The following is a 23060-nucleotide window of genomic DNA, read 5'->3' as shown; positions in this document are numbered from 1 at the left end:
CATGAATATCCTCACCAATCCCAAAAAGCTCCGTGGTTTTGAACGCCATATCAAGGTCGATAACGTCTCGCGTCGCAGTATCCTCAAGGGCCTCGGGCTGGCCGGCGGCTTTGTACTCGCCGCGCCTGTGATGTCACGCCCAGGCTTTGCCGCGTACCAGACCGGCGCGGACAAGATGCCGCACGGTGTCGTGGTGGACCCGCGCGTCTTCGTTTCTGTTGCATCCGACGGAACAGTGACGATCGTCGCACATCGCGCCGAGATGGGAACGGGTGTCCGCACCAGCCTGCCGATGATCGTCGCCGAAGAAATGGAAGCCGACTGGTCGCGCGTTCGCGTCCAGCAGGCACCTGGCGATGAGGTCAAGTTCGGCAACCAGGATACCGACGGATCGCGCAGCACGCGGCACTACCTGATGCCGATGCGTCAGATCGGCGCCTCGGCCCGCACGATGCTCGAAACAGCCGCGGCGAAACGCTGGGGCGTGCCGGCAACCGAGGTGAAGGCCGTCAATCACGAGGTCGTCCATAGTGCAAGCGGACGCCGCATTGGCTTCGGAGACTTGGCGGCCGATGCCGCTAAGGGGTCGGTGCCGAGTGTCGAAGGCCTGAAGCTGAAAGATCCGAAGGACTTCCGCTATCTCGGCAAGGGCGCGATCGGCATCGTCGACCTTCGCGACATCACGGTGGGCACCGCGCGATACGGCGCCGACGTCCGCCTGCCCGGCATGAAATATGCCGTCATTGCCCGCCCGCCGGTGACCGGCGGCAAAGTCGTGTCGTTCGAGGGGGCGGATGCGATGAAAGTTTCCGGCGTCGAGAAGGTTATGGAGGTCAAGGGCTGGCCGTGGCCCTCAAAATTCCAGCCGCTCGGCGGGGTCGCCGTAATCGCGCGCAACACCGGCGCGGCCATCAAGGGACGTGACGCGTTGAAGATCGTCTGGGATGACGGGGCAAACGGCAAATACGAATCGCTCGCCTACCGGGCTCAACTCGAGGGAGCGGCGCGCAAGCCCGGCCTAGTCGTGCGCAAGGAAGGCGACGTGGACGCCGCCTTGAAGAGCGCCGACAAGGTGATCGTGGGTGAGTACTACCTGCCGCATCATGCCCACGTCGCCATGGAGCCGCCGGTCGCGGTCGCGGACGTCAAGGGCGACAGGGCCGAGATCTGGGCGCCGGTGCAAAGCGCGGGCGGAACGCGCGAAGACGTCGCCAAAACGCTTGGCATTCCCCAGGAGAACGTCACCGTCAATGTCACGCTGCTCGGCGGCGGATTCGGTCGCAAGTCGAAATGCGATTTCGCCCTCGAAGCCGCCCTGCTTTCCAAGGAGGTTGGCGCGCCGGTCAAGGTGCAATGGACGCGGGAAGACGACATTCGCAACGGTTTCCTGCACACCGTCTCGGTCGAGCGTATCGAAGCCGGCCTCGACAAGAGCGGCAAAGTGACCGCCTGGCGGCATCGCAGCGTCGCACCGAGCATCGCCTCGACATTTGCCGCCGGTGCGCTGCATCAGGCGCCGTTCGAACTCGGCATGGGGCTGGTCGACATGCCCTTCGAGATCGCCAACGTCCAGTGCGAAAATCCGGAAGCGGCCGCGCATACCCGCATCGGCTGGTTCCGCTCAGTGTCGAACATTCCCCGCGCGTTTGCGGTGCAGTCCATGGTCGCTGAAATCGCCCATGCCACCAAACGAGATCAAAAGGACATGCTGCTGGAGCTGATCGGCTCTCCGCGTATCGTTAAGCTCGATTCCGTGAAAGACCTCTGGAACTACGGCGAGCCCTATGACAGCTATCCGATCGATACCGCGCGTCTTCGCAAGGTGGTCGAGTTCGTCGCGGACAAGGGCGGCTGGGGACGGTCCGTACCCAAGGGCCACGGGCTCGGCATTGCCGTGCACCGCAGCTTCGTCAGCTATATCGCGACCATTGTCGAGGTAGCCATCGACGATAAGGGCAAGCTCACCGTGCCCCGCGTGGATACCGCGATCGATTGCGGAACCTACGTCAATCCCGAACGGATCCAGGCGCAGATGGAAGGCGCTGTGATCATGGGCATGAGCTTCGCCAAAACTGGCGAGATCACTTTCAAGGACGGCAAGGTACAACAGGGCAATTTCGACGATTTCCCGGTGCTCCGGATCGACGAAGCCCCTGGCGTGACCAACGTCTATATCGTGCCTCCCGGACCCGACACCCCGCCCAGCGGCGTCGGTGAGCCGGGGGTGCCGCCCGTTGCGCCGGCGCTGATCAACGCGATCTTCGCCGCGACCGGCAAGCGCATCCGCGCACTGCCGATCGGCAAGCAATTGGAGGCGTAAAGGAACGTTAGGCCGCACGGGCCGTTTTCGTTGATCTAAGAGGAGCTAGATCGATGAAACCGAACCCAACCGCGCTCGCGGTGTCGTTGCTGTCGAGCGTGCTCTTGTTGACTGCACAGGCGGCGACCGCTCAAACCACGTCGCCGCCGCCCGCGACCGCAACTCGGCCGGCAACGACACCGCCGGGGCAAACCTCCATGCCAAACGAAAGCCCGCCGGCCACGACAACTCAGACCACCGGCGAGGCCAGCCGGGATCCGACGATCAAGCAAATGAACGAAGACGAAAAACGGAAGGTCGAGACCAAGGGCAAATAAAAACAAGCCAAACTGAAAGCGGCGGACTTTCGTCCGCCGCTTTTTTCTTCCGTTGCCGTCTCGCGCAATTACCGCCAGTTACTTCTTTAGGGCAAACACCCAGACGACGCCGCCCTGCGGCACGTTGTTCTCAATGCCGATGTTGTTGGTCGTCAGGGCATCCTGGATGCGCTGGGCGTCTACACCCCACCCGGACTGAACGGCAATGTACTGTGTCCCGTCCACTTCATACGCGACCGGCATGCCCATGATGCCGGAATTGGTCTTCTGCTCCCAAAGCAGTTCGCCTGTCTTGGCATGAAAGGCGCGGAACATCCGGTCGTTGGTACCTCCGACAAAGATCAGGTCGCCCGCGGTCGCCGTCACCGAACCAAACAGGTGCGATCTGGGGAAAAGATGCTGCCAGACCTTCTTTCCCGTGGCCGGATCCCACGCCTGCAGTTCACCAAAATGAGTAGCGCCGGCGCGAACCTTCAGTCCGATATCTTCGGGCTTGGTCCCGAGCCAAAGCTGACCGGGAACCAACGGCACCTTCTCGCCGGTAAAGCCGCCACAGAAATTCTCGTTGGCGGGAATGTAGACCAAGCGGGTCTTCGGACTATAGGCCGCCGACGGCCAGTCCTTGCCGCCCCATAACGACGGACAGAACTCAACCCGCTTGCCCATAACTGGTTTGTGAGCCGGATCGACGATCGGCTTGCCGGTCTCGGGCTCAATACCCTTCCAGACGTCGGTATAGACATAAGGCCAGCCGGCTACATACTTGATGCTGTCCGGCTTGCGCTCGAGTACCCAGAAGATCGCGTTGCGCCCCGGGTGGATGAGGCTCTTGAAGATGCGACCATCCCTGTGCAGGTCGATCAGCATTGGCGCATCCACCTCGTCCCAATCCCAGGAATCGTTCTGATGGTACTGGAAATAGGTTTTGATTTTGCCGCTATCCGGGTCGAGCGCTAGCACCGAGGTTGTATAAAGATTGTCGCCCGGGTGAGTATCTCCCGGCCACGGTGCGGCGTTGCCGGTGCCCCAGTAAATGGTCCTGGTGTCTGGATCGTAGTTGCCCGTCATCCACGCAGAGCCGCCACCCGTTTTCCAGTCGTCGCCGCTCCAGGTCTCGTGGCCCGGTTCACCTGGGCCGGGAATGGTGAAGGTCCGCCACAATTCTTTACCGTTATTGGCATCATACGCGACGACATAGCCCCGCACGCCGAATTCACCGCCGGCGGCACCGACGATAACCTTTCCGTCGACAATCAATGGCATCAGGGTCAGGTACTGACCCTTCTTGTAGTCCTGGACTTTGGTATCCCACAGGACTTTGCCGGTTTTGGCATCGAGCGCGACCACATGGTCATCCGTTGTAGCCAGGTACAGCTTGTCTTGCCACAATCCCACCCCGCGGTTGGTCGGGTGCAATTGGAAGAGATCGTCGGGGAGCTGGCGTTTGTAACGCCAGTACTCATCGCCTGTCTTGGCGTTGAGGGCGATCACCTGGCCCTGTGGGGTCGCAACGAACATCACGCCATTGTTTACGATCGGCGGAGCCTCGTGCCCCTCAATCACGCCGGTCGAGAAGGTCCACACCGGTACCAGATCTTTCACGTTCGAGGTGTTGATCTGGTCGAGCGGGCTGTATCCCTGTCCGTCATAGGTTCGGCGATAGAGCATCCAATTGCCGGGTTCCGGGTTCTTCAGGCGGTCGGCTGTCACTGGAGTGTATTTCTCAATCGGGCCGGCGATGGCAGTGATTGAAAACAGGCACGTGGACGCGACAAAGCTCGATAATAGCCATTGCTTCATGGTCATAGACGCTACCTCCCTGTTTGTTTTCTTCATCTTTTTTAGTGGTGCGGCATCTGATGCGGGCGGCCGTCACCCTCCTTGCTGTGCTCCTACCTTTCCAATGAATGTTCCAACGACGGTGAGCGTACCGTCGGCCACCGCCAGGGGAAGTGCTGCAAGGCGCCGCGGCGCTGGTCCAAACACCACTTGCGCGCTTTGCCGGGGGTCGAACTCGGAATTATGGCAAACGCACTTCAGGACGTCCTTGTCGCCCTGCGCTTCCTTCCCCCACGCCGTGATGGGGCACCCGGCGTGGGAACAAATAACCGAATACGCTACGATGCCGTCAGCCGACCGCGCGCGCGTGTCGTCATCAAGTTCGGCCGGATCAAGCTTTATGACCACGACCTCATTCAACCGCGAGCCTTTGCGGATCACCGAGGTCTTGGGATCCTTTGGCCAGGCGCGCACGAACGGTCCGCCCGCCTTCAGATCCTGCGGCTTGATCACTTCACCCGCGTGATCCCCTTCGGCGAACACCAGGACGTCGGCTTTTTGAGGTCGCAGGTCGCTGCCAGGGGCGTCCTCCTCGGCAGCGGCCGATCGAGGCGCCGATGCGTGCACCGCAGTTGCGAGGGCGGTCAGGATGATCGTGCGCCGAGTCTGATCTGAAGGCGATGACATTTTCGTCTCGCTTTCTGCACTGATGCCATCGGGCGATGGTGTAGTGCGTGCGTGGATTCAGATATCACAAACTGAAAGGCCGAACCCGGCCAAAAAGAGGCAGCGGACAAATTGTCACGTGCGGCCTCCACCTTTTCTATGAAGATCATTGGGATTCTGTCTGACGCAATTGCAGCAAATTGCATCACGCTCGTTTCAGGCACTGCGCGAGGTCCGCCCGAGAGCCGCGTCCTGGGACGCCTTGCTGGCGCGTTGCCGCTGCGGGTGCGGGACCTTGGTCTCGTCCCACCCGGTCAGATTCCGAGGCAGCCTACAAAATCGACCTGCCCCACGCGCAGCGCCGTCTGCGCAATTGAAGGGTCGCTCCTCGCCAGCAGTGGCGTTGCCATTGCTACGTGACGCCCATGAATGAACTTCCCGCGGCGTCGCCCGGTCATTGCACTGAATGCGCGGTGGAAGCGGCCTTTCGGAGAGCTGTGCAAGATCGGCAAGTTCGGCAATCCGTATCGCCGAGCTCAAATGCGTGTCGATGAATTCGGTGACCCGCCGCAACCGCCATGCCGACGGTCTAATCGACGATATCTTTACTTTCGCACTCCCGTATCGGCGTGCAAGGTACAGAATGAGCGCGAGACTGTTGCCGACCGTCAGGGCGCTTTCGTTGCGCAGCCTGAGGCCGCGCTTCAGCGAGATGTTCACAATTCTCCCGGGAAACCATCGCTGTCTCGCGCGTTGTGCGGAGGGGAAACCACAGGAGGAAGCTCATGCGAAGCTCAATTCTCGCCATGACGGTCGCTTTTGGAACCGTCATCGCCGTGCCGGCGCTCGCGCAGCAGTCGACGACGCCTGGCCAGCAGCAGATGCAATCTGACAAACAGATGCAGGAGGAAGCGGATAAAGGCGTCAAGACCCGCGACTCCGGAGAATCCGGATTTGTGGGGCAACAGGAAAGACCGGGTGCTTCCGCGCATCCGCCCGGGCAACCTAGCACCCAGACAACCGGTTCTGGCGCTGGGACGAGTGGCGACCGGAGTTCGGAGCCTAGCGGCACTCCGCGCTAGCTCTGAGTTTCAGCACGCGACGGTGCAAACGAAGGCCGGCTTCGCCGTTTCCGTTGCAGGTGCGAGCGTAGCGAGCCTCGAAAGACACGGCTCTCACACTGGGCCATCGTCCTTGGAGAAGCTCCTTGCGGCCTTCCAGGGACGACGGAGACAGATTTGGGATAACCGCCTTTATTGCCTCTGCTCCGCGGCACGCCGAATGCACGATGATCGGCGCAATTGCTTAAGGACGCTGAGCAAGTTGAAGCGAACCGAACCAGTCACGGTCAGCCGGCCCGTGGCAGGTCTGCAAGAGCCGACGACGCATGTCGGCGGGGCGACCACGTCCGCATCGAACCGTAGTCGATTTTCGCGATTTACTTAGCGTTTGCCGCTTCCGCCTTCGGTTGCTCGGCTCTTCCTATCCGCCATGTGACTCAAATACGCCAAGATCAGCCCGAGTTCCTCATCGCTCAGGTCCTCTTTGGCAAAGCTGGGCATCCGCTGCTCGGGCCAAACCCGAACCGAGCGAGGATCTCGGATCAGCGCGCGCAAACCGGCATCAGTGAAGTACTCCGTCGGGTTCATCGGCAAATTCAGATCTGGGCCAGCCGACGCCGATCCTGCCTGGTTCATCTTATGACAAATGAAGCATTTGTTCACAAAGACGGTTTGCCCGACTCGCGCCGGATGAAGCGCAGGGAGCATGGGATCAACCGCGAGCGAGGGCCACCGCGTGGCTGGCGCTTCTTGCACCGACAAACTCACAACTTGGTAGGGCCACTTCATGCTTGGGACGGATGACGCTTGATCGCCGAGCCATACGATATAGAAGGGGCCGGCGCTCTTCTCCTTACCTGGAATAGGCGGCCACGGCGTGTCGGCGATTTCGATTGCCAAATACGCGATTGCGCCATGGTTGGCGTAGATCAGATCGCGGGGAAGTTGCGTCACGAAGCCGTCTTGCGATGCCGCTTCCACCACGGTATCTGGCGGAATGGCAACTCCTTCAAGTAATTTCGCGAGCGCCACGGCTCGATACGTCCGAGGACTACCGTATGCGACATCACGCGATGTCGTTATCTCAACGACGTCCGTGCGGGCAAGCAGCGCGTCCCGATCGAAGATGCGGACGGCGCCATCGGCTGATACCGTCAATGTCGGACCGGCTGCCCAAACCGATGTTGGCGTTGTGAAGGCAACCAGCGAGAAAGCTAACGCGACAGCGAGCGCGATTATCGTTGTAGGCATATCCGAAGCGTCCCTCGACGCGCTGCCATGGTAGGGTTGCACCTATATTCCCAACTCCTCACGCTTGGTTCAAATTTATAAGCTGCCGCCGAGCACCACCGCAACGCGGCCGGCGATGACACCGCCGGGGCAAACCTCCGTTCCAAGCGACAGCCCGCCGGCCACGACGACGCAGACCACCGGCGAAGCCAGCCGGGATCGGATGATCAAGCAAATGAACGAAGACGAAAAGCGGAAGGTCGAGACCAAAGGCAAATAAGCCAACCACGCTGAGCTCCCCTGGACCGGTCCCTGGATCGAGGCCGCGCTCGCACCAGCATCGTGTTAGTGATCAGTGGACCTTCGCGGATGCAACTCTATTTCTGCGGTCCGGCTACACCCTTCCCCCTCAGACCTTGGTCGGTGAACCCTGCACTCGCGCCTGCCCAACCGCTCGTTTGCACTGCCATAAGCGCGCCATGACGAGCGTGCGCGCAGGTTGACTTCTCGCCGTATTCTCCAAATACTTGACTGAAAACCCGGAAGAACCAGTCCCGGCGATAATAATAATTCAGTGGGAGGAGACGATGCCGACTTCACGCAGAACACTGCTGAAGACTTCTGCGGCGGCCGCCGCTGCATTCAGCTTCGATTGGACCCGCGCGCAGGCACAAGCCGAAACGGTACGCATCGGCCTGATCTACGACTTGACCGGGCCTTTTGCCGCGGGCGGGTCGGTCGCCTCCTCGATCGGCGCGCAGATTGCCATTGATCTCGTCAACGAAAAGGGCGGCATCGGCGGCAAGTACAAGGTTGTCCCTGTCGCTGCCGATTCCCAGAGCAAGCCGGATGTGGCGATCAATGAGGCCAATCGCCTGATCGACCAGGAGAAGATCGACATCATCAACGGTGTCTATGCGAGTTCGCACGCGGTTCCGCTCTCGGCCAAGGTCGAACAGCAGAAAAAGATTCTTTGGATCACGACTGCAGTTTCGACCGCCGTGTTCAAGGACAAGAACCTGCAATACGTCTTCCGCGCACAGATTCATTCCGACCAGTATGGCCAGGCCTTTGCGAGCTTCATCAGCGAGCACGCCAAAGCCAAGCTCGGCATGGAGCCCAAGGACGTCAAGGTCGCGCTGATTCACGAGGATGGCCCTTACGGGGTCGGTGTTGCCGTGGCCGACGAAGCCTACGCGAAGGAGGCCGGCCTGCAAGTCGTGCTCAAGGAAGGCTATTCTGCGTCCGCCCCCGACCTCTCGGTGCTGGTGACCAAGATCAAGCGCGCCAGGGCTGACGTGATTTCCCATGCCGGATACAATCCGGATATCACTCTGTTCCTGCGACAGGCGCGCGAGAACGGCCTCAAATTTAAGATGCTGTTCGGCGCCGGCGCAGGCTACAGCCAGCTCGACAAGTTGCGCGCGACCTTCGGCGCGGACATCGACAATTTCTGCAACATCGATCCGGTGCCGGCGCAATTGCTCGATCCCTCGAAACTCGCGCCCGGGATCGGCGATCTGACCAAGGTCATGGTCGCCCGCTACAAGGAAAAAACCAGCGCGACCGACGTTCCGCCGCATTGCTCGATGGGTTTCAACCAGACCTGGATCCTGCTCAACAACGTGCTGCCCGCGGCCAAGGAGAAATACGGCGGCTTCGATCCCGAAGCGGTTCGCAAGGCGGCACTTGATGTGGACATCCCGCCGGGCGGCACTATCCAAGGCTACGGCGTGAAATTCTATCGGCCCGGCACGCCGCTTTCCGGCCAGAACGAGCGCTCGACGCCGGTCGTGATGCAAAATGCCGGCGAGCATATCTCGGTGGTCTGGCCCACCAACATCAGGACGCGGGATCCAGTGTTCCCGCTGCCGAAGTCATCGGTCTACGCCGCGTAGAATGTTCGGGGCTTTATCCTTCGAGACGCGCGCGTTGCGCGCTCCTCAGGATGAGGTCTCGCATCGCGCAAGCTCCCAGACCCTAATGGTGAGGAGCCGCCAAGCGGCGTCTCGAACCATGTGGCCGGACGCGCCACGATCGGATCATTCGCCAGCGGCTCACAGCGTGACGCGCCGTCCCTCCTCCGCCGCCCAATAGCCGGCGTAGTTGACTTTGATCGTCTCGAAGGCCAGCGCCAGATCGGAGAGAGGTTGCCGGCCGCTGGCGACGCACTCCATGAAGTCCTGGATTTCCTGCGTGTAGCCGCGCGTCCATTCCTCCTCGAGGCAGACATATTGCCAGCCGGTCTTGCGGTCGACCTTTTCGGTGATATAGACGCCGGCGAGCTTCTCCTCGCTGGTCTGGTAACTCATCATGTGGGTGTTCGGCGTGATGTTGGCGAACAGCGAGCCGCCGCTGGTATAGGTCTCGATCAGGTTGCGGACGCCACCCATGATCATGTCGCCGGAAAACACCGTCGCCTTGGTGCCGTCGGAGAAGGTTACCGTGAGCGTGCCCCAATCCTCGACGTCGACCGGATTAGCTTTGATGTAGGTGCGCTCCTCCGGTTTGAGGATAGCCGTGACATTGCCGACGTCACAGGTCACGCTCGCAACGCCGATCGTCTCGCCGCGAGCCTTCGCCTCAACCTGCTTGAGATAAAGCACCGCCGAGAGCGGATGACATCCCATCCGGATCAGCGAGCCGCCGCCGGTCATCGCCCATTGTGCGGCGTGCACCGCGTGCGAGCCGGAGTGACTCTCCTCCCCCTTCATGAACAGGATCTTGTCTTTCGTGGCCTTGAGGATCTCGGCGGTCTTGGTCACCGCCGGCGCGTAAATCCAGTCCTCCGCATACATGAAGAGCTTGCCGGTCCTGTTGATCGCCGCACGGGTCTTCGCCATCTCGTCCAGCACGCGCTCATACATTAGTGCCTTCGGCACGTGCTTGCCGATCGGCGCCTTGTCACCATCCCGACCGAAATAGCCGGCGAACGGCTTTTCGCAGATAACGTGTTTGCCAGCCTGCATCGCATCGACAATCATTGAAGTGTGCAAGTTGGGCGGCGTGCAGATGTCGATCACATCGATCTCGCTGTCGGCGATCAGATCGCCAAAGCTGCGGTACACCGCCGGGATCTGGTGACGATTGGCAAACTCGAGGACATAACTGCCCCTCGCTGCAACAGCCCTGACCTCGACATCCACGCCATAAACGCGCCGATAGGCATGCATGTGCAGCTCGGACACGAAGCCGCAGCCGGCCAGACCGATCCTGATTTTTGCCATTGCGGATACATCCCAGGTTGTCGTTGATCAGGATCGTACAACACGGAATCAGGGCACGTCACTCTCACCGAGAGCGATGCCGCTCACATGAGCCGGCCCGCGGCAGACCTGATAGGCTCACGAACATCAAACCGCTATGCGAGCTCGACATGCACCAAAACGTGCGGCCGCTCGACGGCGGGCTCAGCTATGTCGGCGCTCCAGCATCCGTACAAAGCGGGCGTCCGTATGACGCCCTTCGTACTCGTCGTCGATATCCTTCAGGAGGCTATCGCCTTTCTTCGGCTCCACAGCAAGCAATATAGCGTCGATCTTGGCCTCGATCCGGTCGTCGCCCTCCTTTGATTGCGGCGAGCCGACGTGCAACAGAATGGCCAAGCCCGCGACCTGCCAAAGCAACTGCAAGAACTCAGATTGCCAATTCTCCAGCGTGTCGCGCATCATCTGCATCGTGTAGCTGCCGATTTCAACCGGCTGTTGCAGAGCAAGCTGCTCATTCGCGTACGCATACCAACCGAATATCCAGTGACCGGTCAGCGTGATCAGAAATAAAGCCAGAGTAACCCAGGCGAATCCGTACCGCGTCCAGATCGATTTCCGGGCCATATCCATGCTCCCTGCTTCGCGCCTGCGAACCATGAACGCCTCATCTTGAATGCCATTTTCAATGCCGTTTTGTTCCGTAAGTTCCCTTAAGTGCACTGCTGTGCCAAGCGAGGCCGCGCGAAAGGGAACATCTTTGGGAACTTAGACTTGATGTTTGGTGCCCGTTGAGGGCGATAAGCCAGACCGTTGAACGTCCGGATGATCAGTCCCGCCATCGCGAGCGCTACGGCCGTTCTCTTGACTGGGACGGCGGTGCTTTTGGTTTACGATCTTGGTCATTTCTCGACCCATATGGTGCTGCATATCGCGTCGATGAATATCGTCGCGCCCTCGATCGCCGCGCTGATCGTTATTCGCCGGCACATCGGCGGCACCCGGCCAACCTGGCTCTGGACCGCGACTTTCCTTCAGGTTGTTCTGCTCTGGACATGGCATTCCCCCGCGGTCCATGACCTCCTCCTCCGGTCTCCGGCCGCTGGTTTGACGTTCCACGCAGCTCTATTTCTAGCCTCACTCTTCTTCTGGTTGTCCCTGCTGACCACTTCCGCCGCATCGCGGTGGCAGACAATTCCGGCGCTCCTGCTTACTGGAAAACTGATATGTCTGCTTGCGGCGCTACTCATCTTCGCACCGAGAGCGCTCTATGGGTTCGCGGGCCATCTTGCTGACGCTCCTGGACATTTCTCATTACATCACGCGCTGGAGGATCAACATCTAGCCGGCCTGCTCATGATCACAGCCTGTCCACTCAGCTATCTGGTCGCCGCCGTGATCATCACCATGCAGTTAATAACACGCGCGGAAATATCGGCGGCTCCCATGCCGGACGGCAGGCTCCCCATCGGCCGCTAGCGATGCCCCTTGTTTCACGCCCACGCCTGATACGAACCATCCGCTTCATTCTCTATGGCATGATCGCGATCGTGCTCGGCGGCTTTCTCTTCGCATGGTCCGGTCTTTACAGCGTTGCGGCAAGTCGTGGCCACTTCGCGCTGACCAACGCCATTCTTACATTCGGAATGCGTAATTCCGTAAAGACTCATGCGCTTGGCATCGAGGCCCCGCAAACCTACAGCGACGATCTCTCGGCACTCGGCGCCGCTCATTTCCACGATGGATGCGCCTATTGCCACGGCGCACCAGGCGTTCCGACCGACCCGATCGCGCAAAGCATGTTGCCCTCCCCACCCGACCTTTCGAAGGCGGTGCGGGATTGGCGCGATCGGGAGCTGTTCTGGATTGTCAAACATGGCATCAAGTACACCGGCATGCCGGCCTGGGTCGCGGCGCAGCGCGACGACGAAGTGTGGGCGATAGTCGCATTTCTCAGGCGACTGCCCACGCTTGATGCGGCGGGCTATCGCGAATTGGCGCTTGGCGGCTTATCAATTCGACCGCAGATTGGGAGAGAGATCGCCACCACTGAGGATACGTCGGGGGCGATGAGCGCCTGCGCGCGTTGTCATGGCGCGGACGGCCGCGGACCCAAGAGCCACCTGGTACCGGTGCTGCACGGCCAGCCCGCCGAGTTTCTGATTGCGGCGCTGGAAGACTTCGCCGCGGGCCGCCGTGCGAGCGGCATCATGCAACCGGTGGCGAGCGGACTCTCCCCCGGCGAACGCGAGCGAGTAGCACGCTATTACGCGGGACTTGCGCGGCCGGGCGCGCCGAACCGATTAGAAAACGCTGCGGCCGTCGAGCGTGGGCGCGAACTCGCGACGCAGGGGGATCCGAACGCAAAAATTCCTGCGTGTGTGGATTGTCACAACACCGCAGCGCTCAACGCCTATCCGCGTCTTTCGGAACAGCATGCTGCCTACATCATCAACAGGCTGCGGAATTGGCGGAAGGGAATCACATCCTCCTCAGCAACCGATCCGATCATGGCGCCTATCGCCCAGTCTCTAAACGAGCAACAGATCGACGATGTTGCCGCCTATTTTGCATCAACAACCGCGTCGACTTCGAAAGAAGAGAAGCAATGATACGGGCCCGACCATGCTGGTACCTGTTCGGCGCCTCGATGCTTCTCGGCGGCTGTACCAGCGATGTTCAATCGGTGATGAATCCGAGCAGTCTCCAGGCAGTGCAGATTGCTGAAGTAGCCTGGTTTCTGTTCGGGTTCGGGACATTCGTGCTCGTCCTGGTGATCGTGACGTTGTTGCTCGCCATCCGCGGGCCATTGCGAATACGCCAAGCGCTGGCGCGAGAGAGCACCGTGATCTGGCTCGGCATCGCATTTCCTGCCGTGACGCTGACGGTGCTTCTAGTCTACGGCGTTTGGGTGATGCGTTCGCACCTCAACCTGCCCCGCGGTGGCAGCCCCGTCAGCATCGAGGTGGTCGGAGAGCAATGGTGGTGGCGCGTCCTGTACCACGCTCCTGCTGGTCCACAGATTGCCAGCGCCAATGAAATTCGTATTCCGGTTGGATCTCCGGTCACATTGAAACTCAAGGCCGCTGACGTCATTCACAGTTTCTGGGTGCCGAGCCTCGGTGGAAAGGTCGACATGATCCCGGGGCGCACGACCCAATTGCAGCTCACTGTCGATCGCCCAGGAATCTATCGCGGACAATGTGCCGAATATTGCGGCGGGGCCCATGCTCTCATGGCCATGGACGTGATCGCTATGTCTTCATCCGATTATGCGGCCTGGCTCGAGCGCGCGGCGACGGCGCCCGCGACGCCTGAGACTGACATCGGGTTGCACGGAAGATCGATCTTCCTCGCGGCCGGCTGCGGCGCATGTCACACGGTGCGCGGCACCGCTGCCGCAGGTTCGGTCGGTCCGGATCTGACGCACATCGGCGCGAGACGCTCAGTCGGCATCGATACCCTGCCGCTGACCCGCGAAAATCTGATGCGCTTCATTGTCGATGGCCAGCACGTCAAACCCGGAAATGTGATGCCTGAGTTTCGCGTCCTGCAGCCACAGCAACTGGAGGCGCTTGCCTTCTACCTTCTGAGCCTCAAGGCAGCAGACTAGATGGTTGACGCCGCCTCCCACCCAAACACATTACCCCGGCCAAGCGAGGAACTGGCTCAGCTCGAAGCAATATGGGCTTCGCCTAGAGGCTGGCGTATTGTCACTGACGTCAACAACACAGTGATCGGCTTCTTTTATACCGCTACTGCGGTTCTGTTCTTCCTGCTGGCGGGCATTCTCGCATTGCTGATGCGCCTTCAGCTCGCGGTGCCCAGCAATACCTTTCTCAGCCAGGAAGTCTACAATCAGATCTTCACGATGCATGGCACCGTGATGATGTTTCTGTTCGCCGTTCCCGTCGTCGAGGCAATGGGTATACTTTTGCTTCCGCAGATGCTCGGTGCCCGCGACCTGCCCTTTCCGCGACTCGGCGCTTATGCGTTCTGGGCCTATCTGGTCGGCGGGCTGATCTTCTTCAGCACGTTGTTCTTCGACCTCGCGCCATCGGGCGGCTGGTTCATGTATCCGCCGCTGACCAGTTCGCAGTTCTCGCCCGGACCGGGGGCGGACTTCTGGCTCCTGGGTATTGGATTTATCGAGATCTCAGCGATCGCCGGTGCGATAGAAATCATCGTCGGCGTGCTGCGTACCCGGGCACCCGGCATGACCCTCGACCAGATGCCGATGTTTGCTTGGACGATGCTGATCTTCGCCGGCATGATCGTCTTCGCCTTCCCGGCCGTGATCCTGGCCACGCTGCTGCTCGAACTGGAACGCGCGTTCAACTGGCCTTTCTTCATCGCCGCGAGGGGCGGCGATGCGTTGCTCTGGCAGCATCTTTTCTGGTTCTTCGGACATCCGGAAGTATACATCATCTTTCTGCCGGCTGCCGGCATGGTGTCGATGATCGTGCCGACTATGTGCGGTACACCGCTTGTGGGCTACCGGCTTATCGTCGTGGCGCTGATCGCAACCGGCTTTTTCAGCTTCGGCCTGTGGGTCCACCACATGTTCACCACCGGAATTCCGGCGCTGTCGCTTAGTTTCTTTTCGGCCGCCAGTATGGCGGTGGCGCTACCCAGTGGAATTCAGGTTTTTGCGTGGATCGCGACAATCGCGTCAGGCCGCTTACGGTGGACAACGCCGTCCCTCTTCGTGCTGGGCTTCCTCGTTATTTTCAGCCTCGGCGGCCTCACTGGCGTAATGGTCGCGATGGTCCCGTTCGACTGGCAGGCGCACGACACCTATTTCGTGGTCGCGCATTTCCATTACGTGCTGGTCGGCGGAATGGTGTTTCCGCTGTTCGCCGCATTTTACTACTGGGTGCCGGCATTCAGCCGTCTGGCACTGTCCGAGCGACTTGGAAAGTGGATCTTCTGGCTGATGTTCGCGGGCTTCAACGTCGCGTTCTTTCCGATGCACCTCACCGGCCTGATGGGGATGCCGCGGCGCGTCTATACCTATCCGGCAGTTATGCAATGGGACGTGCTGAACATGATCTCCACGATCGGCGCCTTTCTGCTTGCCGCCGGCATTGCCATGTTTCTGGTCGACATGATTCGAAGCTTGCGTCCCGCCATGTCGAAAACAGCCGGCAATATTTGGGGAGCAGCAACCCTCGAATGGCTGCCCAATAATGTCTATGGGCTGCGCAGCATTCCGGCCGTAACCAGTGCATACCCGCTGTGGCATCATCCGCAGCTAACCAAGGAGATCGAAGACGGACGGCATTTCTTGCCCGGCTCGATCACCGGTCTGCGCGAAACCATCGTCACCTCGCCCTTCGATGCGACACCGCAGTACCTGCTCCGCCTTCCCGGCCCGGGCTGGACGCCGTTCTTCGCGGCGGTATTCACGGCTGCCTTCTTCATGCTGCTCACCGTCAAGGCGGTGGTGCTTGCGCTGATCTGCGGGCTGCTCGGAATTGCGATGACCGTCGTGTGGATGTGGGGTAGCGACTTGAAGCCGCTGCCGTCAGTCGATATCGGAGCGAACCTCAAGCTCCCAACCTATGCAAACGGTCCATTGTCGCATGCCTGGTGGGCCATGGTCGTCCTGTTATTGGTCGCCGGTTCGCTTTACCTCTCCTATGTGTTTTCCTACCTCTATTTGTGGACTGTCTCACCGCAGGTTTGGCCGAGGCTTTCAGCGCTTGCGCCGATCGCATACCCTGCCGTATCGGCTTTGCTGCTTGTTGTTGGCAGTACAACACTCGAAATCGCCCGACGTGTTTTGCCCGGAAGGTCTCGCGGCAGTGGCGCTTTCGTAGGACTTGCCGGTCTCGCCGCGGCCGCGTTGACCTGCGCACTGGTGATCGACGTGTTCGCGCAATGGCGGGCCGGCCTACGCCCGGAATCCGATGCGCATGGTGCGATGGTCTATATGGCCGCCTTCCTGCAGGGGCAGCTAGCCCTTGCGGTTCTGGCCATGACGGGATTTGCGATGGCGCGAAGCTTTGCTGGCCGGCTTGATCGGAAACGACGCGTGGTCTTCGACAATCTGGGCCTGCTATATCACTACACGGTCGGCCAAGGCCTGCTGGGGCTTCTCCTCGTGCACGGATTTCCGAGGCTTGCAGGATGAGCGACGCTATCAAGCCATCCCTTGGCAATCTTCTGCAGGTGCTTGCTCCGCCCCTTATCTGGTTTCTGCATCTGACCACCGTCTACGCCGCCGAAGCGCTGATCTGCATTGGACCAGCGGGCGCAGCGGCTACCATGATGGCCTGGACGAATAGTCTCGCCACTGCCGCAGCTTTAGCCGCCCTCCTCCTCACGGCATGGACGCTCCATCGCGGTAATGCCCGGCACACCCAGAGCCTCGGCAGCTCTCGGTTCCTGCATGGCGTATCGCACCTCCTGATCGTGCTTTCGCTTCTTGGGATCGCATGGACGATCCTGCCGACTATCTTCCTGCCGACTTGCGCATAGATTCCCAATGCGTTTCTATCCGCTATTGCTGCTTCGGCCGACGCCCTTACGGCGCATCAATGCGGCGAAGAGATCGGCCAAGCCGAACTGCCAGGGCTCGCAATCGCCGCTGTGACGCATCCGGTTGGTGAGCCGGCCGAGTTTCGGCGTGGCGACCGTCACCAAATCGCCTTCGACATGCGTGAACCCCTGCCCCTTCGCGACACGATCCTGGATCGGCGCGAACATCGTGCCGAGGAACAGCACAAAGCCGTCGGGATATTGATGGTTCTCGTTAATCGTCTGCCCGACGATGTCGGCCGGGTCGCGGCTGATCTGGGTCAATGAGGATGCGCCGTGCAGGACGAAGCCTTCCGGCCCCTTCACCTCCAGCGATATCTCCATACTCCGCACGTCATCGAGCGTGAAGCTCGCGTCGAAGAACCGCACGAAAGGCCCGATCGCACAGGAGGCGTTGTTGTCCTTTGCCTTGGACAGGAGCAGCGCCGAACGCCCCTCGAAGTCGCGCAAATTGACATCGTTGCCAAGCGTGGCGCCAACGATGCGCCCATCGCTCGCCACCACCAGCACGACCTCCGGCTCCGGATTATTCCAGGTCGATTTCGGATGCAGGCCCGCATCCACGCATGTACCGACCGCCGACAGCACGGGCGCCTTGGTAAACACCTCGGCGTCCGGCCCGATGCCGACCTCGAGATACTGGCTCCAGGCGTTCTGGGAAACCAGCACGTCCTTCACATGCTGCGCTTCGGCCGAGCCCGGCTTCAGTTGCGACAGGTCGGTGCCGACGATCCGCGTCACCTCGGCCCGGATCGCCTCGGCCGAATCCGGATTGCCGCGCGCCCGCTCCTCGATCACCCGCTCCAGCATTGACACGGCGAACGTGACGCCGGCAGCCTTGATCACCTGCAAATCGATCGGCGCGAGCAGCCATGGCCTGGTCGGATCGCGGGTGTCGGGCGGCGTGTTGTCTAGGAGATCCTGCAGTGCGCCAAGGCGCTCGCCACGCGCGGCGCGCAGCGCTCCGGCCGGATCGGCAGCGGCGGCAAGCTGGCTGGCGGTGGGGAAGTCCTCGGTGATGTCGAACACGCCGTCCTGGCGGATCGCGACCACCGACGGGCCGGCAAGATCGGGACGCCAGACGCGCCCCATCAGCGCAGCACCGGCGAAATCGTCGGGCAAAATGAAGGCGGCGTCTGTGACGATCGGCATCGTGGGAATCCTCGCGAGCATCTATGGCGGTCAGCACCGTCCATAGAAGGGAACCGCTCAATGGGTCAACACCTCCCGGGGAAAGTCCGTCTCCCAGCATCGCCGCCGCCATGACAAGCCACCGCACCGCAGCATGCAAATTCAGACGATCGGTCAAGTGCAGCCGATTGCACGGCCTGCAACAACCATGGCGGCGCGGCGACTGCGCAAAGACTAAGGGCTTCGATTTCCGGGAATTAGGCGCGGGACGCACCCGCCAGCCCGATCGCTGAAGGCTGGAGGCCGGCAGGCCCGCTCACCCGTCGGCCCAACGGAAAGACAAAGGCATGGAACCGCGTCGCCGTACTTTTAGGGCGCGGTTGCGCTGACGGCGACGGCGACCGCCATCAGCGCAACTTTGGTGTCGCACGAGCTCAGGCCGGTGCCCGCTCCAAGCCGCCCGCCTTGTTCAAGCTGTCTGGTTCAAGCCGCCCTGGCCCTGGACTTGGCCACGTGGCTTGAGATCGCATCCATCAAGGGCGGCGACAGGCAATCATACGGCTCCAGTCCGAGCTCCTTCAGCCGGGCCCTGATGCCATCCATCTCATTCGGCTGAACACCGGACTCCAGCACGGACGACACGAACGCGGCAAACCCAGGAGCTGCCCATCCGCCTTCCTGGAACAGTTCGGGATGGATGAAGTCGAGCCCGTAGAACGGATGCCCTGTGTTCTCGATACGGCCGTACATATGCGTACCGCAGTCCTTGCAGGCGTAGCGCTGAATTGCCGCCGCCTGGTCGACGATCTGCAGCTTGTCGCCGTTCTCGATGACGTTCACATTGTCGCGCGGGACGACGGCGACGACAGAGAAGATCGCCCCTTCGGGCTTCCAGCATTTGGTACAGCCGCAGGCGTGGTTGTGGGCCACGTCGCCCTTGATGGCGACCTTGACCGGCCTGTCCGCGCATTTGCAGACCAGGGTGCCGCCGGCGAAGTTGCCCGTCCCCTGCTTTACGCCGCTATCAATCGATGGGTGGATATGAACAGTCATAGGCCTATCCTCCTTGTGCTTGAAGTTCCCCGATTCAGAACACGACAACCGAACGGATCGACTTGCCTTCGTGCATGAGGTCGAATCCCTTGTTGATCTCCTCAAGCTTGAGGACATGCGTGATCATCGGATCGATCTCGATTTTTCCGTTCATGTACCAGTCGACGATTTTCGGCACGTCCGTGCGGCCGCGCGCGCCGCCAAACGCCGTGCCCTTCCAGACGCGGCCGGTCACGAGTTGGAACGGCCGGGTGGCGATTTCCTTGCCGGCCTCCGCGACCCCGATAACGACCGAGACGCCCCAGCCGCGATGGCACGCTTCGAGCGCTTGCCGCATCACGGTGGTGTTTCCGGTGCAGTCGAAAGTGTAATCGGCGCCGCCGTCGGTGAGCCCGACCAGATGCTGGACGATATCGCTGACCTTGGTCGGGTTGACGAAATGGGTCATGCCGAAACGACGGCCCCAATCCTCCTTGGAATCGTTGACGTCGACGCCGACGATCTTGTCGGCGCCCACCATCTTCGCACCCTGGATGACGTTGAGCCCGATGCCGCCGAGACCGAACACGACGACGTTGGCGCCCGGCGTCACCTTGGCAGTATTGACCACGGCGCCAACGCCCGTCGTCACCCCGCAACCGATGTAGCAGCTCTTGTCGAAGGGCGCGTCCTCGCGGATCTTTGCCACCGCGATTTCCGGCAGCACGGTAAAGTTCGAAAAGGTCGAGCAACCCATGTAGTGGAAGATCGGCTTGCCCTGATAGCTGAAGCGCGAGGTGCCGTCAGGCATCACGCCCTTCCCCTGCGTTGCGCGAATGGCAGTACAAAGATTGGTCTTGCCGCTCAGGCAGCTTTTGCACTGGCGACATTCCGGCGTGTAGAGCGGAATCACGTGATCGCCGGGCTTGACCGACGTTACGCCCGGCCCGACTTCGCGGACGATGCCCGCGCCCTCATGACCGAGTATCGAAGGAAAGATTCCTTCGCTGTCGAATCCATCAAGCGTGTAAGCGTCGGTGTGACAGATTCCCGTCGCCTTGATCTCGACGAGAACCTCGCCAGCTTTTGGGCCCTCAAGATCAACCTCAACGATTTCAAGAGGCTTTTTGGCTTCGAACGCGACAGCGGCGCGGGTCTTCATCTTAAGCTCCACATTGCTTTTATCTTAGGCTCCACATTTGCTTTTCAAATCGCTGCACGGACGTACCAGGACGTGAACCTCGCACGTTCGGCATGATCACTTGCTTCCCATGCAGGACTTTTCTGTCTCGGTGTACGCCTCGGGCTTGTCTTCCTTCTTGGCGGGACGAACGCGCCCGACGGCGTCATGGGCGCGGGCACGCAGATACACATAAAGGTCGTCCATATAGCAGGCGACATTGGGGTTGTCGCCGAGGGCTGGCATGACGGAGTTGCCGCTCTTGCGGCCGCTCGCGACGACCGAGACGAAGTCGCCATAGCTCATCGTCTTCAGCGATTCCTGTAACGCTGGCGCATAGGTCGATCCCATCCCGTCGGGGCCATGGCAGACGTGGCATTCGGAATGATAGCGACGGTATCCGGAGTAGGTGTACCAATCGACCGTGCCATCGGCCCCGACTTTGTATGTCGGGTTTCCTTCCTTGTCGAAATACTTACCGTCCTCGGTCTTGACCGCGGCAGCATCGTCCGCAGCGAAGGCAATATTTCCCGGCGCCACCAACGTGAGAGCGGCCGCAATCAACCAGATTTTACGCAAGAGCTCATCCTCGATATCAGATGCAGGCCACAACCGGCGCGTGGAGCAAGCCACGCGCCGGACGAGGTGGTCCTGCTTTACTGCGGCAGCGCGAACACGGTGAGCGTGCCGCCAAGTGCGGTATAGTTGCTCAACGCGGCATAGCCACCGACGGCACCGAGGCCCGCAGTCGGATCGGTCAGACCTGCGGCAAGGCCGATACCCGCCCAGCCGCCAACACCGGACAGCACTGCAACATACTGCCTGCCGCCCTGCTCATAGGTGTTGACGTTACCGATGATACCGGACGGGGTCTTGAACTTGTAGAGCTCCTTGCCCGTCTTGGCATCGACCGCCTTGAAGTAACCTTCGAGCGTTCCGTAGAACACCACGCCGCCGGCGGTAGCGAGCGCACCTGACCACACCGAGAACGGCTCCTTGTTCGACCAGACGATCTTGCCCTTGTTGTCCCAGGCGATGAAATTGCCCATATGGCTTTCGCCTTGGGGCGGATACATCGAGAGCGTCGCGCCGACGTAAGGCTGACCCGCCGTGTAGCTCACCTTGAACGGCTCATAGTCCATGCAGACGTGGTTGGTCGGGACATAGAACAGTTGCGTATCGGGCGAGTAGGCTGCCGGTTGCTGGTCCTTGGTGCCGAGCGCGGCCGGGCAGATACCCTTGACGTTTACGTCCTCACCCGCCTTGTCGGTCGAGTACTGGTCCACCACCTTCGGTCGACCGTAGGTAGGCGAGTTCTTGTTCATGTCGACGCCTGTGGTCCAGTTAACCTTCGGGTCGTACTTCTCGGCCACCAGCAGTTCACCGCTTTCGCGATCCATCGTATAGGCGAGCCCGTTGCGGTCGAAGTGGGTCAGCAGCTTGCGAGGCTGGCCATTGAACGGCTGATCGGTAAGGATCATTTCGTTGACGCCGTCATAATCCCATTCGTCGTGAGGCGTCATCTGATAGACCCACTTGGCCATTCCGTCGTCGGCATTGCGCGCGAAGATGGTCATCGACCACTTGTTGTCGCCGGGACGCTGCTTCGGATTCCAGGTCGAGGGATTTCCCGAGCCGTAGTAGACGAGGTTCAGGCTGGGATCATAGGACAGCCAGCCCCATGTGCAGCCGCCGCCGATCTTCCACTGGTCGCCCTGCCAGGTTTTGAGGCTCGAGTCCTTGCCGACCGGCTTTCCGAGCTCGGTGGTCTTCACGGGATCCACCTTGATCATATCGTCCGGCCCTTCCGAGTAGGCGCGCCAGACCTGCTTGCCGCTCTTGAGGTCGTAAGCCGTGACGTGGCAATGCACGCCGAATTCGCCTCCCGAGATACCGATTAGAACCTTGTCCTTGACGACCAGCGGCGAAGAAGTGCCCGTCTCGCCCTTGGCGGGGTCGCCGTTCTTCGTGGTCCACTCCACCTTGCCGGTCTTGGCATCGAGGGCGACCAGGGTGGTGTCGGCCTGATGCAGGAAGATCTTGCCGTCGCCATAGGCTACGCCGCGATTAACCGTGTCGCAGCACATCACCGGAATGACGTTCGGATCCTGCTTCGGCTCGTACTTCCAGACGATCTTGTTGTCCTGCGAAAGGTCAAGAGCATAGACCTTGTTCGGGAACGGAGTATGGACGTACATCATGTTGCCGATGACGAGCGGGCCGCCTTCGTGGCCGCGCAGCACGCCGGTCGAGAAGGTCCAGGCGACCTGGAGTTTGCCGACATTGGATGCATTGATCTGATTAAGTTTCGAGTAGCGAGTGTTGGCGTAGTCGCCGGCCGGCTGCACCCAGTCCTTTGGGTTCTGCGACATCTTGATCAGTTCTTCGTTGGCGTATGCGACACCGACAACGAATGTCGCCATAGCGCCAAGACAGGCTGCGGATAGCACCTTGCGCATAGTGGTTTCCTCCAAGATACGAGTTCTGGGTTTCCGCCGAAACGGCCCATTCTTCCATTATTGGTCCCTATTCCTATCCCGCCCGGAGATGGGAAACTTGCCCAAGAGCGAAGCGCGTTTGCTCAATAGCGAAACC

Annotated in this window: 19 protein-coding genes; 8 read left to right on the top strand and 11 right to left on the bottom strand. The window is 60.6% G+C overall.

Going from position 1 to position 23060, the window contains the following annotated elements; translation table 11 throughout:
* The first annotated feature begins 1 nt into the window (after window position 1).
* Window positions 2-2320, top strand: a complete 2319-nt coding sequence (locus tag KJQ96_RS03910; RefSeq protein WP_213285384.1) for a xanthine dehydrogenase family protein molybdopterin-binding subunit — start codon at window positions 2-4, stop codon at window positions 2318-2320.
* A gap of 53 nt (window positions 2321-2373) precedes the next feature.
* A complete protein-coding gene (locus KJQ96_RS03905; protein ID WP_213285383.1) occupies window positions 2374-2637 on the top strand; it encodes a hypothetical protein in 264 nt (87 codons plus the stop codon).
* 78 nt (window positions 2638-2715) lie between these two features.
* On the opposite strand, the gene KJQ96_RS03900 is transcribed toward KJQ96_RS03905, so the two are convergent.
* The 4 genes from KJQ96_RS03900 to KJQ96_RS41335 all read right to left on the bottom strand — a co-directional run bounded on the left by KJQ96_RS03900 (window position 2716) and on the right by KJQ96_RS41335 (window position 7604).
* A complete protein-coding gene (locus tag KJQ96_RS03900) occupies window positions 2716-4443 on the bottom strand; it encodes a methanol/ethanol family PQQ-dependent dehydrogenase (RefSeq protein WP_213285382.1) in 1728 nt (575 codons plus the stop codon).
* Between the two features lie 66 nt (window positions 4444-4509).
* Window positions 4510-5103, bottom strand: coding sequence for a ubiquinol-cytochrome c reductase iron-sulfur subunit (locus KJQ96_RS03895; protein WP_213285381.1), 594 nt, complete (start codon window positions 5101-5103; stop codon window positions 4510-4512).
* 1421 nt (window positions 5104-6524) lie between these two features.
* Window positions 6525-7394 (bottom strand): cytochrome c, encoded by an 870-nt coding sequence (locus KJQ96_RS03890; protein ID WP_213285380.1) that lies wholly within the window; start codon window positions 7392-7394, stop codon window positions 6525-6527.
* 75 nt (window positions 7395-7469) lie between these two features.
* Entirely contained in the window at window positions 7470-7604 is a 135-nt protein-coding gene (locus tag KJQ96_RS41335; RefSeq protein WP_256441595.1) for a hypothetical protein, read from the bottom strand.
* 356 nt (window positions 7605-7960) lie between these two features.
* Here KJQ96_RS41335 and KJQ96_RS03885 point away from each other — a divergent pair, with 356 nt between their 5' ends.
* The gene (locus tag KJQ96_RS03885; protein WP_213285379.1) at window positions 7961-9271 is read left to right on the top strand and encodes an ABC transporter substrate-binding protein; all 1311 of its coding nucleotides are present in this window, start codon (window positions 7961-7963) and stop codon (window positions 9269-9271) included.
* A gap of 159 nt (window positions 9272-9430) precedes the next feature.
* Here the strand turns inward: KJQ96_RS03885 and KJQ96_RS03880 are convergent, their stop codons facing one another.
* A complete protein-coding gene (locus tag KJQ96_RS03880) occupies window positions 9431-10600 on the bottom strand; it encodes a Gfo/Idh/MocA family protein (RefSeq protein ID WP_213285378.1) in 1170 nt (389 codons plus the stop codon).
* A 183-nt stretch (window positions 10601-10783) separates the two neighbouring features.
* Window positions 10784-11206, bottom strand: a complete 423-nt coding sequence (locus tag KJQ96_RS03875; protein ID WP_249733697.1) for a DUF6766 family protein — start codon at window positions 11204-11206, stop codon at window positions 10784-10786.
* Window positions 11207-11404: 198 nt separating this feature from the next.
* On the opposite strand from KJQ96_RS03875, the gene KJQ96_RS03870 reads away from it, so the two are divergent.
* The 5 genes from KJQ96_RS03870 to KJQ96_RS03850 are packed head-to-tail and all read left to right on the top strand — an operon-like array spanning window position 11405 to window position 17062.
* A complete protein-coding gene (locus KJQ96_RS03870; protein WP_213285377.1) occupies window positions 11405-12058 on the top strand; it encodes a cytochrome c oxidase assembly protein in 654 nt (217 codons plus the stop codon).
* Between the two features lie 59 nt (window positions 12059-12117).
* On the top strand, window positions 12118-13191 hold the full coding sequence (locus KJQ96_RS03865; protein WP_213285376.1) for a c-type cytochrome: 1074 nt from the start codon (window positions 12118-12120) through the stop codon (window positions 13189-13191).
* A gap of 38 nt (window positions 13192-13229) precedes the next feature.
* Window positions 13230-14192, top strand: coding sequence for a cytochrome c oxidase subunit II (coxB, locus tag KJQ96_RS03860; protein WP_213285375.1), 963 nt, complete (start codon window positions 13230-13232; stop codon window positions 14190-14192).
* Entirely contained in the window at window positions 14193-16715 is a 2523-nt protein-coding gene (ctaD, locus tag KJQ96_RS03855) for a cytochrome c oxidase subunit I (RefSeq protein ID WP_213285374.1), read from the top strand. It begins immediately after the preceding gene.
* Entirely contained in the window at window positions 16712-17062 is a 351-nt protein-coding gene (locus KJQ96_RS03850; protein ID WP_213285373.1) for a hypothetical protein, read from the top strand. Before ctaD ends, KJQ96_RS03850 begins: the two co-directional genes overlap by 4 nt.
* A 15-nt stretch (window positions 17063-17077) precedes the next feature.
* Here the strand turns inward: KJQ96_RS03850 and KJQ96_RS03845 are convergent, their stop codons facing one another.
* The 5 genes from KJQ96_RS03845 to xoxF5 form a co-directional block, all read right to left on the bottom strand.
* Window positions 17078-18274, bottom strand: a complete 1197-nt coding sequence (locus KJQ96_RS03845; RefSeq protein WP_213285372.1) for a fumarylacetoacetate hydrolase family protein — start codon at window positions 18272-18274, stop codon at window positions 17078-17080.
* A 462-nt stretch (window positions 18275-18736) separates the two neighbouring features.
* On the bottom strand, window positions 18737-19306 hold the full coding sequence (gfa, locus tag KJQ96_RS03840; RefSeq protein ID WP_213285371.1) for an S-(hydroxymethyl)glutathione synthase: 570 nt from the start codon (window positions 19304-19306) through the stop codon (window positions 18737-18739).
* A gap of 34 nt (window positions 19307-19340) precedes the next feature.
* Window positions 19341-20447: an S-(hydroxymethyl)glutathione dehydrogenase/class III alcohol dehydrogenase gene (locus KJQ96_RS03835; RefSeq protein ID WP_213285370.1), complete on the bottom strand. Its 1107-nt coding sequence runs from the start codon at window positions 20445-20447 to the stop codon at window positions 19341-19343.
* A 96-nt stretch (window positions 20448-20543) separates the two neighbouring features.
* Window positions 20544-21005 carry a c-type cytochrome, methanol metabolism-related gene (locus KJQ96_RS03830; RefSeq protein WP_309142363.1) on the bottom strand — a complete coding sequence of 154 codons (462 nt, stop codon included), beginning with the start codon at window positions 21003-21005 and terminating at the stop codon, window positions 20544-20546.
* 116 nt (window positions 21006-21121) lie between these two features.
* Entirely contained in the window at window positions 21122-22924 is a 1803-nt protein-coding gene (gene xoxF5 / locus KJQ96_RS03825) for a lanthanide-dependent methanol dehydrogenase XoxF5 (RefSeq protein ID WP_213285368.1), read from the bottom strand.
* Between the last annotated feature and the right edge of the window lie 136 nt (window positions 22925-23060).

Source organism: Bradyrhizobium sp. sGM-13 (assembly GCF_018398875.1).
In the GTDB taxonomy this organism is placed as follows: Bacteria; Pseudomonadota; Alphaproteobacteria; order Rhizobiales; family Xanthobacteraceae; genus Bradyrhizobium.
Note: the sequence above shows the minus strand (reverse complement) of the source record. Positions and strands in the feature narration are given on the sequence as shown.